The sequence below is a fragment of the Paraburkholderia sediminicola genome (assembly GCF_046027355.1).
Lineage (GTDB): Bacteria > Pseudomonadota > Gammaproteobacteria > Burkholderiales > Burkholderiaceae > Paraburkholderia > Paraburkholderia sediminicola_B.
The window spans coordinates 178738-191053 of sequence record NZ_JAQQEK010000014.1 but is presented as its reverse complement, the minus strand read 5'-3'; the positions used below and the strand labels follow the sequence as shown (position 1 = coordinate 191053).

11 protein-coding genes are annotated in these 12316 nt (G+C 66.3%); all 11 read right to left on the bottom strand.

Features of this window, described 5'->3' with window-relative positions; translation table 11 throughout:
• Window positions 1-2 precede the first annotated feature (2 nt).
• The 11 genes from PQR42_RS24215 to PQR42_RS24165 all read right to left on the bottom strand — a co-directional run bounded on the left by PQR42_RS24215 (window position 3) and on the right by PQR42_RS24165 (window position 12271).
• Window positions 3-1277, bottom strand: a complete 1275-nt coding sequence (locus PQR42_RS24215) for a dicarboxylate/amino acid:cation symporter (protein ID WP_408205399.1) — start codon at window positions 1275-1277, stop codon at window positions 3-5.
• A 20-nt stretch (window positions 1278-1297) separates the two neighbouring features.
• Window positions 1298-2275 (bottom strand): ABC transporter substrate-binding protein, encoded by a 978-nt coding sequence (locus PQR42_RS24210; RefSeq protein ID WP_408386868.1) that lies wholly within the window; start codon window positions 2273-2275, stop codon window positions 1298-1300.
• Window positions 2276-2289: 14 nt separating this feature from the next.
• Window positions 2290-2544: a hypothetical protein gene (locus tag PQR42_RS24205; RefSeq protein WP_408205225.1), complete on the bottom strand. Its 255-nt coding sequence runs from the start codon at window positions 2542-2544 to the stop codon at window positions 2290-2292.
• Between the two features lie 12 nt (window positions 2545-2556).
• Entirely contained in the window at window positions 2557-2943 is a 387-nt protein-coding gene (locus PQR42_RS24200) for a DUF4280 domain-containing protein (RefSeq protein ID WP_408386870.1), read from the bottom strand.
• Window positions 2944-2946: 3 nt separating this feature from the next.
• Complete coding sequence (locus PQR42_RS24195; RefSeq protein WP_408386872.1) at window positions 2947-3687, bottom strand: toxin-antitoxin system YwqK family antitoxin; 741 nt, start codon at window positions 3685-3687, stop codon at window positions 2947-2949.
• Between the two features lie 26 nt (window positions 3688-3713).
• Window positions 3714-5627, bottom strand: coding sequence for a type VI secretion system tip protein TssI/VgrG (tssI, locus tag PQR42_RS24190; RefSeq protein ID WP_408493843.1), 1914 nt, complete (start codon window positions 5625-5627; stop codon window positions 3714-3716).
• A 1-nt stretch (window position 5628) separates the two neighbouring features.
• Complete coding sequence (gene tssH, locus PQR42_RS24185; protein ID WP_408386876.1) at window positions 5629-8319, bottom strand: type VI secretion system ATPase TssH; 2691 nt, start codon at window positions 8317-8319, stop codon at window positions 5629-5631.
• A 21-nt stretch (window positions 8320-8340) separates the two neighbouring features.
• Window positions 8341-9531: a type VI secretion system baseplate subunit TssG gene (tssG, locus tag PQR42_RS24180; RefSeq protein WP_408386878.1), complete on the bottom strand. Its 1191-nt coding sequence runs from the start codon at window positions 9529-9531 to the stop codon at window positions 8341-8343.
• Window positions 9486-11249, bottom strand: coding sequence for a type VI secretion system baseplate subunit TssF (gene tssF, locus PQR42_RS24175; protein ID WP_408386880.1), 1764 nt, complete (start codon window positions 11247-11249; stop codon window positions 9486-9488). The genes tssG and tssF overlap by 46 nt, the downstream gene beginning before the upstream one ends.
• A 1-nt stretch (window position 11250) precedes the next feature.
• Window positions 11251-11706 carry a type VI secretion system baseplate subunit TssE gene (tssE, locus tag PQR42_RS24170; RefSeq protein ID WP_408386882.1) on the bottom strand — a complete coding sequence of 152 codons (456 nt, stop codon included), beginning with the start codon at window positions 11704-11706 and terminating at the stop codon, window positions 11251-11253.
• A 73-nt stretch (window positions 11707-11779) separates the two neighbouring features.
• Window positions 11780-12271, bottom strand: a complete 492-nt coding sequence (locus PQR42_RS24165) for an Hcp family type VI secretion system effector (RefSeq protein WP_408183459.1) — start codon at window positions 12269-12271, stop codon at window positions 11780-11782.
• Between the last annotated feature and the right edge of the window lie 45 nt (window positions 12272-12316).

Genomic DNA, 12316 nt, shown 5'->3' with positions numbered 1-12316 from the left:
TCCTAGATCTTCAGCGGACGCGGACAGATCACCGTCACGGCGGCCGTATTACCGATGACGAGAATCAGCGTGCGCAGCATGTCGCACAACGGATCGACGGCGAGGAACAGAATGAAGGCTGCTTCGAACGGCAAGCTGAGATAAACGCAGGTCATGCCGACCAGCGACACGGTCACGAGACCCGTCATACCCGCCGATGCAAAACCGGCCAGCACCGAGGCCAGCAGCACCGTGCACACCTCGGCGACGCCGAGCGGGTGGCCGTACAGTTGTGCGATGAAAAGCGTCGCGCACACGTAATACACCATCGGCCCGACCCGCAGCAGCGAGACGGTCAGCGGCACCATCAGCTCGACCCGCGAGCGCGCGAAGCCGAGCCCGTCCACGAGGCTTTCGATCATGCTCGGCATGCAGGCCGCGCTATTGCGCGTGGCCAGCGCCAGCGCGAACGGCGCGCGCAAGGCGTCGAGCGTCGTGCCGAGCGAGTGGCTGGAGCGCTTCCAGATCACGACGGCGGCGAGCGAGATCAGCAACAGCGCGACCACGAAGAACGCGATCACGAATTGCAGCATCGCGTGCAGCGGCCCGACGCCCGATTTGCCAAGCTGCGCGGCGCTCATGCAAAAGAGAATCAGCGGCAGCGGATAGCTCAGCCAGTGCATCAGTTTCTGGCATGCGTGATAGACGGTTTCGAGCGCCTGGCTCAGACCGACCGAGATCCGCTCCGGCACGCGGCCCACCGCGAGACCGAACAGCAGTGCGAACACCAGCGCCTTGAGCGCGTCGCCGTTGGCGAGCGCGGCGAAGATGTTGGTCGGCACGAGGCTGGTCAACACGTCGTAGAGGCTCACGCCCTTCTCCGCCGCATCGGTGCCGTACAGGTTCATCACCGTTTCGTTCGAGGTCGATTCGTTGCCGACCATCAGCCCGAACGTATGCATGGTCGCGGTGGACAGATTCACGCCGGGCCGCATCACCAGCAGCACCAGCGCGCCCACCACGGCGACCGTCAGCGAGGCGCCGATAAACACCGTCACCACGCGCAGCAGCAGCTTCGAGGTGCCGCCGTCGCGGAACAGGCGCTGCAAACTGAAGATCACCGCCGACACCATGAACGGCAGTGTCGTCATCTTCAGCAAGTTCACATAGATGTCGCCGATGATCGCGAACTTCTGCGACAGCTCCGGCAGCAGCAGGCCGAACGCGCCGCCGAGCGCGAGGCTGCCGATCACCGCCCACGGGTTCACAGCCAGCGCGTAAATCCTGTTTGTATTGATCATGTCTGGTGCAATCCCGGTTAATCGTTCGACGCTTGCAGCAGCGTCATCACGTCGATCTTGTTGGTGCGCTCGGCCAGGAACTGATTGACGAACGCGAGCAACGCCGGGTTGCAGACATTCACGCCGATCGAGATGGTGTCGTCGAGATCTTCGAGCGTCACCACGCGCAGGCGCAGCGAAGCGGTCGGGTCGGCTTTCAGCACGTGCTTGACTTCGAATTCGTCGCGATAGGCGGCGGTAACATCGCCTGCGTCGAGCGCCTTGAGCAGCGCCTCCCAGCTCGGATAGCTGATCACCTTGGCGTGCGGGAAATTGCTCACCACATAGGTCGCATACGACGAGTTCGTCACCACGCCGATCGTGCCGTCGTAAGTGCGTACCACCTCGGGCACCGCGCGGCCGCGCGCGAGCTGCGCGAACTTCACGCGGTTGAGCAGCAAGGCGCGATGCAAACGGATGTACGGCGTGCTGAAGCTGACCACCTGGGCGCGTGAGAGCGTGCGCGAGAGTTTGCTGATCGCCATGTCGGCGTCGCCGTTCGCGAGCAGGCTGACGACGCTGTCGAAGGTTTTGGCGTCGCGGTTAAAGCGCACTTTCACGCCGAGCTTCGCGGCGATCTCCTTGGCCATGTCGATATCGATGCCGACCAGTTGACCGTTCTGCTGTTGGAAAAACGGCGGCTGATCGACGCCGAGCACCGCGACCACGAGTTCGCCACGCGTCACGATGCGCGCGAATTCCGGCGCGAGCACGCGGCCATCGGGCATCCGCACGAGTCCGGTCGAGGTGGTCGGCAACGGCGCCGCCCCGCTCAACGCGGCCGCCTGAGGGGGCTGCGCGCCGGCGGACGCTGTGGGCGCCGCCCAAGCCGGCGCGGCGGCCAAGGTCAAACCGGCCGCGAGCGCCGCACTCCAGCGGGACAGCCCGCGCAGCGCACGCGTCACGCGCGAGCGGCCTGACGGCTGCGAAGAAGCAAAGAAAGACGGAAACGACATCTCGGGTACCGGTTTTAATTGGTGGAGGAATCGGAGGCGGGTGATGCGGCACTCATCTGGTTATCGGCCGGCGCGGCGAATGGCGTAGGGGTCGGCGCAGGTATTGCAGCCGGCGCGGCGCTCACGGCGATCGCCGCAGGCGCCGCCGGCGGTGCCACGAAACGCGCGCCGATCTCGAAACCGAGCGCGAACAGCAGCACGCACAACAACAGCGCGCAGCCGAGCGCGATGGTCACCATCCGCGAGGTCATCGAAAAAACGTATTGCATGCTGTGTCGTCCTCAGGGAACCATGGTTGTGAACTGCGCGGGCGCGACGATCGAAATCACCCCGCCCCATGCGCACATCAATTTGGAAGAATTCTGCAAAGCCGGCATGTTGCCGATCAGGACTGTCGGCGAGCCTGGCACCCACGGCGCCACGGTCATCGGCACGCACGGGGCCGGTGTCAGCGCGCCGAGCGCGGCCGCGGTCAGCGCGGCCACCATCGGATTGCCCATGCACGTGCAGGTGCCGAACGGCATCACGTTGACCATCGGCGCGTGATCCATCACGGTGGCGGCCGGCGCGCCGGCGAGCACGCCCGTGGTCGGCAGCGCGTTCAGCGTGCCGGGCGCGGCGCCGAAGCTGCATTGGATCGTCGTGCCCGTGGTGACCAGAATGCCCATGCGTCAGCCCCTCATCCATTTTTCGAGCTGCCTGACCATGCGTGGCGGCCCATCGGCGCGCGTAGCCGCCGAGGCGGCCGGGCTCTGCCAGGCGCCGAGCGGTTTGCCGTCCGCATAGCGGCGCTCGGCGCTCACCTGGCCGTCCGGCGCAAAGCGGCGCACTGTGCCGTGCAGCAGGTCGAGGCGATAGGGCGAGCTTTGCACCAGCGTGCCGTCGGCGGCGTAGTCGCGCGTCTCGCCTTCTAGCAGGCCGTTGCGGTAGGTGGCGCGGCGCACTACCGCGCCGTCGTGCAGGAACACCGCTTCGCGCGAGAGCTTGCCGGCCTCGTAGATCAGGCGCGAGGTCACGAGACCGGACGGCGCATAGGTCAGGCTCTCGCCCTGCAGCACGCCCATCGCGTATTGACGGCGCGCGCTGGCCCGGCCGTTCGCGTAAAGCGTCGTGGGGCCGTGCAGCACGCCCGCCTCGTAGGCCGATTCCTGAATCAGCACGCCTTGCTCGTCGAACAGACGCAACGGGCCGCACAGCTTGCCCGCCACGTAGTGCGCCTGAAACACCCGCACGCCGCCAGGCCCGTAGCGCAGCGCTTCGCCATGCGGCACGCCGTCCAGCAGCGAGGTGCGGGCGATGCATTGGCCCGCCGCGTCGTGCTCGTCCACTATCACCGCTGAACCCGCGACCGCGCTCACGCCATCGGCTTGAGCCGCGGCGGAGAGTGGCGCGAGTGGGGAGAGTTCGGTCATGGCGGGCATCGATGGAAGTGGCTCGGTCAGTTCGCCTTGATCAGTCCGCCCTTGAGCGTCAGCATCGCGCCGCCGTCCACGGTCTGCATGGCCGATGCCTTGCTCTGGATTTCCACGCCTTCGTTGCTGAGCGTGGTGCCCGCCTTGTTGCCGAGTGTCGTGCCCGCCTGGTTGGTCAACGACGTGCCGGCCTGGCTGGCCAGCGAGGTGCCCGACTTGATGCTGATGGAGCCGCTCACGTCGATCACCAGATTGCCGCTGATCTTCAGCGTGTAGTCGCCCGTGGTGGTGTGCTTGAAGGTGGCGTGGCTGGTGTGCGTCTCGTCGCCGGTGACGTCCACGGCGCGGGTGCCCTTGACCGTATGCGTCTCGTTGCCGGTCTCCACGGTGAGGGAGCGGTTGCCCTTCTTGACGAGGTGCGTCTCGTCGCCCGCGATGACGGTCGTGGTCAGCGCGTTTTCGATCGCGACATTCATGTCCTTCTGCGCGTGGAAGTACAGCTCCTCGCTGTTGATCTTGTCCTCCATGCGGATTTCGTTGCCCGCCGTGCCGCTTTTGGACGAACGCGAACGCATCACGCTTTGCGTCTGCGAAGCCGGCAAGCCGACCGGCGGCGACATCTGGCCGTTGTAGACGCTGCCGGTCACGAGCGGCCGGTCGGGATCGCCGTCGACATAGCTGACCACCACTTCCTGGCCCACACGCGGCAGGAACAGATGTCCCCAGCCCGCCCCCGCCGATGCCTGCGCGACACGCACCCAGCACGAGCTGTTCTGGTCGGCGGCGCTTACGCGGTCCCAATGGAATTTCACCTTGATGCGGCCGAGCGAATCGGTCCAGATTTCCTCGCCCGACGAACCTGTGACGATCGCCGTATGCGTGCCCGCCACCACCGGACGCGGTGTGACGCGCGGCGCACGGAACGCGACCGCTGCGGGGAACACGTCGGCATCGTTGTCGTACTGGCCGTCGGCCGCGCGATGCTCCACGCGGCGCACCACGTAGGACACATTGAATGCGCTGTTCGCGTGGCCCGCGAGGCTCACCTGGGTGCCGGCCCCCCGCGCGTAGCAGGCGCTCGTGGCCCGCCCGGTCTGCTGGTCCATCTGCTGCGCGGCGAGCTGCAGCGTGGCCGCGCGCTCGCCGTCCGCGGCCGCCGCATAGCGGCCAGGAAAGGCATAACGGATGCCGCTCGCGCCGTGCGTTTCCGCGGAGGTCTGCGCGCTCAGCGTGCTCGCGCTTTTGTAGTCGTAGTCGCCGACCACATACGTTGCCGCGACGAGCCCCGTCGACATCTCGAAGCTGCTCACGCGTTCGCTCGCGTCATGCGCGACCGAGTCGCCGGAAAACCGCAGCGTCGGGACCGCGCCGGGCTGGTGCGCCGACGGACTATCCGCGAGCACCATGGTGTGCGCGCCGTTCGCGAAGGTGAAGAAGTAAAAGATGCCCTCTTCTTCCATCAGCCGCGAGACGAATTGCAACGCGCTTTCGTCGTATTGCACGCAGTATTCGCGCTCCGCATAGCTGCCGGTCACGCGCGATTGGACCGCGATGTTGAAGGTGGACAACACCTGCTGGACGATGGCGAGCGCGGTCATGTTCTGAAAGATCGCGCGGTCGCTGCCGAGCGAGAGCAGCCAGAGCCGCGGCGCGAGTTCCGCCGAGTAGTAGCCATACTGCGCGTTGGCGCCGACCTGCGCGAAACGCGTGACGATGCCGTTGAAATAGCGCGGCGCGGCGGCCGGCCCCTCGATCGTCACCGTCGCGTTCTGGCCGATGATGGTTTGCGGATCGAGCGCCGGGTTCGCCGAGCGCATGCGCAGATTGAAGCGAAACGGCGCCGAGATCGCCTCGTGTCCGCCGAAGCCGTCGAGCAATAGCACGTCGGCGCCGAACGGCGAAGTGATCGAGAGCAGGCAGCCGGTTTGCGTCACAGCCACGTTACTGGTCTCCCTGCGGCGCGAACCGGAATGTCACGCCGCCGGCCGGGTCGAAACCGAGATGCACACCGCCGAACGGTTCAGCGACGGAAATGCGCTCGAGCACCTCGCGCGCCAGTTCCGGCAATACGGATTGCGTGAGAATGTGATCGACGTTGCGTGCGCCGCTGTCCACTTCCTTGCAGCGCTCGGTGATCGTGCTGGCGAACGCGTCGTCCCAGGTCAGCGGCGCGTGATGATTGCGCTCGAAGCGGGCGGCGAGCCGCGCGAGCTTCAGGTTGACGATCGAGGTGATCTGCGCGTCGCCGAGGTGGTAATACGGCACCAGCACGAGACGGCCCAGAAACGCCGGACTGAACTGCTTGAGCAGCGCCGGGCGCAGACGCTCGATCAACTCGGCCGGCGGCGGGCGGCGGCCGCCCTGGCTGGCTTCGGTGATCACGTCCTGCGCGGCATTCGAGGTCAGCAGGATCAGCGTGTTGCGAAAGTCGATCGACACGCCTTCGCCGTCTTCCATCACGCCTTTGTCGAACACCTGGAAGAACAGCTCCAGCACGTCCGGATGCGCCTTTTCCATTTCATCGAGCAGCACGACGCTATACGGGCGACGCCGCACGGCTTCGGTCAGCACGCCGCCGCGCCCATAGCCGACATAGCCCGGCGGCGCGCCCTTGAGTCCCGAGACGCTGTGCGCTTCCTGGAACTCCGACATGTTCACGGTAATCATGTTGCGCTCGCCGCCATAGAGCGTGTCGGCCAGCGCCGCGGCGGTCTCGGTCTTGCCGACGCCGCTCGGTCCGATCAGCAGGAACACGCCGACCGGTTTGCCCGGATCGTCGAGATCCGCTCGAAAGGTGCGCACGCGTCGCGCAATCGCATCGAGCGCTTCGTCCTGGCCGACCACGCGCTCCGCGAGCTTGTCGTGCAGATAGAGCACCGTGTGCAATTCGTCGGCGAGCATGCTGCCGACCGGGATGCCAGTCCAGCCGGAAATCACCTTGGCGACCATTTCGGAGTCGACGCACACCGGCACCATCGGTTCGTCGCTGCGCACGGCTTCGAGGCCTTTCTCCAGTCTGCCGAGATTGGCGGCGAGCGACGCGCTGTCATCCTCGTCGATGGACAGTTCGGTGCCCGCCACATGCTGTGCGATCCTGGCGCGCCACGCGAGAATCTCGCCGACCGCGTGCCGTTCCGTCGCCAGCTTGTCGCTCATGCGCGCGTGCTGCGCGCGCTGGTCTTCGAGCTGGCGTGCGAGCGTGGCGATCGCTTCGGCGCGCTCGGCGCCCGTCGCCGCTTCGTGACGAAGAATACGCAACTGGTTTTCGGCCGCGTCGATGGCCCGTCCCAGTGACTCGATCTCTTCGGGCACGCCGTTCTGTCCGATCGCGACGCGCGCGCAGGCCGTATCGAGCACGCTGATCGCCTTGTCCGGCAATTGGCGCCCGGAGATATAGCGCTGCGAAAGTTTGACCGCGTCGCGCACCGCTTCATCGAGAATCTCGACGCCGTGATGCGCGGACAGCTTCGCCACCATGCCGCGCAGCATTTCGATCGCGACCGCTTCGGCCGGCTCTTCGACCTTGACCACCTGGAAGCGCCGCGCGAGCGCCGGGTCGCGTTCCACGTACTTCTTGTATTCCGCCCAGGTGGTGGCCGCGATTGTGCGCAGTTCGCCGCGCGCCAGGGCCGGCTTGAGCAGATTGGCCGCGTCGCCCTGGCCTTCGCTGCCGCCCGCGCCGATCAGCTGATGCGCTTCGTCGATGAACAGAATCACCGGCACGGGCGAAGCCTTCACCTCGGCGATCACCGACTTGAGACGGTTTTCGAACTCGCCCTTCACGCCGGCGCCGGCCTGCAGCAACGCCAGGTCGAGCGAGCGCACCGAGACGTTGACGAGCGCGGGCGGCACTTGACCCAGCACGATTCGCTGCGCGAAACCCTCGACGACCGCCGTTTTGCCCACGCCCGCTTCACCCGTGAGAATCGGGTTGTTCTGGCGGCGGCGCAACAGCACGTCGATCAGTTGACGGATTTCCGCGTCGCGTCCGTAGATCGGATCGATCGCGCCCGAGCGTGCTTGCGCGGTGAGGTCGATCGTGTATTGCGCGAGCGCGGACGCGCGGCCGCTGTTGTTCAGATCGGCGGACGGCATCGCCGCTGGCTGGGCCGCTCCGGCCGGTGCCTTCGCCGCGCCAGCGCCAGTCGCCACACTGCCTTCGGACGATCCCGCGAGAATATCGGACAGTCCATCACGCAGCGCGCCGCGCGCGATCTTGAGCAAGGCCGGCGCCGAGTCCATCAGCATGCCGCGCAGGCTGTCCACCTCCAGCAACGCCAGCACCAGTGTGCCCGAGCGGATCTGCTGCTCGCCGAGCAGCATCGAACTGAGTAGCCACGCTTCCTGGAAGAGCGGCGAAAAGTTCGGCGACAACGCCGGCGTGCGGCCATTGCCGCGCTTGAAGTGGTCCACGGCGTTCTGCAACTGCGCGATGAGATCGGCGGCGCGGATTTCAAAGCGTTCGAGAATCGCTTTCAGATCCGGCGCATCCGATTCGATCAACTGCAACAGCAGATGCTCGATGTCCACGTTGTAATGCGTGTGCCGCACGCACAGTTGCGCGGCCTGTTCCATCGCCAGTTTGCAGACCGGATCGAGCCGGCTCAGCAAGGTTCGAATGTCGATATCCATGGGGTCTCAGTGGCCTTCGTCTTATCGGCGACCCATGGCCGCGGCCATGGAGTTCGCTGCTGCTCGCGTGTTGGTGTGTGCCGCCGTCGCGGCAGGGAGCGACGCCTCGGCCGTGCGCATCGCCAGCCGGACCGCTTGAGGCCGGACGTTGGCGGCGCGCGAAGAGTCACGCTGGCCGCCCACCCACGAGGTCCAGCCCAGCCGTGCCGCCGCCGCGCCGCCCAGTGCGCCCGCGCTCGCCGGTTTCGCGCGATGCAGCACGAACGACACCTCATGGTCCTGTTGCAGATAACTGCGCACGAGCCACGCCGCGAGTTCGTGCGCGTCGCCGCCCGGCAGCAGCGCGGTGAACAGCGTCTCGGACAGATCGAAGAATTCGATGCGCAGCCCCGCCGACTGACTCCACGTCCGCCGTCCGAGCACCGCGAGTCCGCCGAGGCGCGGCGCGCGCGTGCCGGGGCGCGCGAGGCGCAGCGAATCGGCTGCATCGACCGTATGCCAGCCGCCGACGAATTGCGCGCCGCGCGCCGTCACGCCGAGCCGGTCGGAGAGCAGCGCGAGCAGGCCCGTCATCGAACGCGGCGCGCCGCCGAGCAGCCCGGCATGGCGCAGCCACAACGACGCGCCGCGCGGACCACGCGGGCCGCCGTGCAGTCCGAGGTTGCCGAGCGCATCGAGGCACGCGGCAAGTTCGGCGTCGCGCGGCGAGCGGCTCGTCAAGGACGGCGCAAGCTTCTGCCGGCTGCGGTAGAGAAACGACAGAAAGCGATGATTGAAGATGTCGAGCAGGTCGCCCATCGCGGTTTCGCGCGCGGCGCGCCGGGCCAGCACCATCTCAGTGAACGGCATCGGCAACGGACCGTTGGCGCCGGCGAGCGTCATCACCGGCGTGGTCAGCGTGTAGGTTTCGCGCGGCTGCCTGGCGTGGTCAGCTGCCGCGTGGCCGGCATGCGCGTGGTGTGGCTGCGCGTCGTTCGCCAGCGGATGACGCTGCGCGCTGCGGATATCGCTCGCTTCGAACGCGAGCGAGACGAAGCCGCGCAGACGCACCGCTTCGTCGGTGCCATCGCCGTAGCCGAGCGCGCGCGTCCACGGCTGCGCGCGTTCGAGCAGATGGATCGCCTGAAACAGGTCGAAGCCTTGCGGCTGCGCGACGAGACGAGCGATCAGAGCGTTTGCTGGCTGCCGGTCATCGGCGCCCATTGCTTCCATGTCTCGTCTCCGCGGCGCACGACCAGCCGCACAAAGGAATTGACCGACGTGTACATCGCGAAGAAACGCGCGAGTACCGCACCCATCAGCAGCGGCGAGCCGCCGACAAAGGTATCGGCGTCGAACTCGATGCTGACCTCGGTGCCGCGACAATAGCCGCGCCAGGCCTCAGTGCCGACGTGCGCGGTGATCGGGCGCGCGTCGATGCTGCGAATGCCGCGGATCTGCGCCTCTTCACGCGGACCGTCCGAAGCGAACAGCCGCAGCATGTCCTGCAACTCGCGCCGGCCGGTCGCGCCGCCCACCAGCGAGTGATAGTTGCGCGTCAACAGCGATACCAGCCGCCACAGCGTCGCGCTGTCGAGTGGCGGATTGCGCTGCGAGGTCGGCTCGTACAGACAGCGTGCCCGCGCGTTCTGCGAGACCCGCTCGACCAGCATGCGCGCACCGACCGGCACCTGTTCAGCGAGCCGCCGGTTGGTGCACAGCACGTTGGCATACACCACCGGCGTATCCGGCTGGCCGCTCACGTTGGCGGCGTCGACGAAACCGAGATACAGATCGATGCCCGGCGCGTTGCTGCGCACGCTCTGTTCGCGGCGTGCCGACCAGTACATCGTTTCGCCCGCTGCCTGCGGATCGTCGAGACGGTCCGCCGCAGTAAAACATGGCAATGTCACGGCGCGATCCTGCGCGGGGTCGGAGGCGATCACCGACAGGATCGAATGAATTTCAGTGATCGCTTCGCGCTTCTGGTCCGCGACCAGACGGTACTCGTAATGACGCCGGTCGATCACGATCGGCTCGCTCGTCTGCGAGAACAGGTTGACGATGGGCGTGCAGCCGAGCCGGAAATGCTGGGCGCCAAGCATGCCGAGTCCGCGCGGCACGCGATCCAGATGCAGGACGATCTCGCAGGTGCGCCCGGTGCCGAGCTTGCCGGCGGGCACGTGCAGATCGAAGAAATGAAACTTGCGCGGAAACGCGAAATACTCCTGCATCAGCGTGTAGGCAGGATGCGCGTGCGAAGGCTGCGGCAAGACGGTGTCTTCCGGCGCATAACCGACTTCGCGCCACGCCGAGGGCGGCAGCGTCGTGGCCGGCCCTTGCTCGGGACGCACGCCGACATCCGTCACGTTCGCGACCAGCAGTTCATAGAGCGGCATGGTCACGACCCAGTCGCCATGCAGATGCACGCGCAACTGCGTCAGTTCGAGTTCGGAGAAATCGACGCCCGCATCGCATTCCAGCGTGAGGCGCAGCGTGGAGTCGTCGCCGAATGCGGCGCGGCTGATTCTGAGCGGCCACAACACGGTTTCCCACGCGGTACGAAAGCGGCAGGCATCGCCCGTCTCCGTCATCGCGGCGAGGCCGGTGTGGCGCGGCACGCGAAAGCCTGCCGTCACCTTGCCCTGCGTCGGGTCGAGCTCGAACTGCGCGACGGTCATGGACGGCACCGTCTGAATCATCGAGGGGCACACGTTGTCGAGCAGCGCGCTGGCAATTTGCGGCGCGGCCTGGTCGAGGTCGCGATGCACGCGCGCGGCGAGAAACGCGGTCGCCTCGATCAAGCGCTCGGTATGCGGGTCGAGCGACTCGGTGCCATGCAGCGCGAGGCGCGACGCGACCTTCGGATAACGCTGCGCGAAATCGGCGCCTTGGGTGCGCAAATACGACAGCTCGCGTTTGTAGTACTGGAGAATGTCTTCGGCGGCCATGTCAGTCTGCGTCCTTCCAGCGTGCATCGGCGCTGCCGCGCGCGCCGCCCTGCAATTCGAAGAAGACATGTTCGACCGACTGGTTCACGCGCATCTTGCCGTCCACCGTCAGCACGGCGTGGCGCTCGTCGCCGGACGGAAAGCTGAAGTCCACCTTGACGTCGGCCAGTCTCGGCTCGAAGAGCGCGATCGCCTGGCGCACGGCGGCGACGATGGCGTCGCGGTCCCGCTGCGAGCGCAGCGACAGATCGGAGAAATCGGGCAGCCCGTAGTCCAGCACGGTTCCGTCGCTCTTCGCGAAGGTTTCCATCGTCAGGCTCGAACGCGCATTGAGCAGACGCGACAACTCCCGCGCGACGGATTGTCGAAGCGCGTGCTCGCCTTGCAACCACGCGTCAGCGTCTTCGACAAGACGCTCGAACAGAGGAAGGGGAAAGCCGTTGGCGATTGCCGACATACGCAAAACCGGTTGAACCGCGACAGAGCGAAAACGCCCGCCTCGCGGCGGGCGGCGAAGCGTTAACGAAGCATCAGGCAGCCGGGCTGATCGCCTTGTTGGTAGTCAGATCCCAGCCGAACGGCGCGGTGCCGGCCAGCGTCGAATCCGCGTTCTGCTGGGTGTATTGCGAGGTCATCGCCGTGAAGTTGATGGTGAACGAGTCCATCATGCTCGAGCCGCCGCCGCTCGTGGTGATGTTCGCGATCATCGCGTTCGTCAGCACGTACTTCATCTGCAGCATGAACTTGCCGCCTTCGTTACGGCCGATCGAGATCGTCGCGTTGCCAAGCTTCGTGCCGGCCGTACAGGCGGCGTACAGCGCGGGCGTCGACTGATCAGTGTCCTTGCTCAGATTGAATTCGCTGAACGACGGACGGCCGAGCGTGCGCTCGGTGTTCGACGTGTCGGGGTTCATCGTGATCGCCACGCTTTGCGAGAACGACGTCAGCTGAATGCCGTCCTTGAAGCCGTCGATCAGCGAGTTGCCCTTGACGTCCTTGAATTGCAGGATGATGGTATCCATAACTTGCCTGAATCAGATAGGTGAATGAAAGCGGTATGACGCGCG

Excerpts from the sequence above, each read along its gene's own strand:
- PQR42_RS24210 (WP_408386868.1), bottom strand. The coding sequence starts at position 2,275 with ATGTCGTTTCCGTCTTTCTTTGCTTCTTCGCAGCCGTCAGGCCGCTCG.
- PQR42_RS24205 (WP_408205225.1), bottom strand. The coding sequence starts at position 2,544 with ATGCAATACGTTTTTTCGATGACCTCGCGGATGGTGACCATCGCGCTC.
- PQR42_RS24200 (WP_408386870.1), bottom strand. The coding sequence starts at position 2,943 with ATGGGCATTCTGGTCACCACGGGCACGACGATCCAATGCAGCTTCGGC.
- PQR42_RS24195 (WP_408386872.1), bottom strand. The coding sequence starts at position 3,687 with ATGACCGAACTCTCCCCACTCGCGCCACTCTCCGCCGCGGCTCAAGCC.
- tssH (WP_408386876.1), bottom strand. The coding sequence starts at position 8,319 with ATGGATATCGACATTCGAACCTTGCTGAGCCGGCTCGATCCGGTCTGC.
- tssG (WP_408386878.1), bottom strand. The coding sequence starts at position 9,531 with ATGGAAGCAATGGGCGCCGATGACCGGCAGCCAGCAAACGCTCTGATC.
- tssF (WP_408386880.1), bottom strand. The coding sequence starts at position 11,249 with ATGGCCGCCGAAGACATTCTCCAGTACTACAAACGCGAGCTGTCGTAT.
- tssE (WP_408386882.1), bottom strand. The coding sequence starts at position 11,706 with ATGTCGGCAATCGCCAACGGCTTTCCCCTTCCTCTGTTCGAGCGTCTT.
- PQR42_RS24165 (WP_408183459.1), bottom strand. The coding sequence starts at position 12,271 with ATGGATACCATCATCCTGCAATTCAAGGACGTCAAGGGCAACTCGCTG.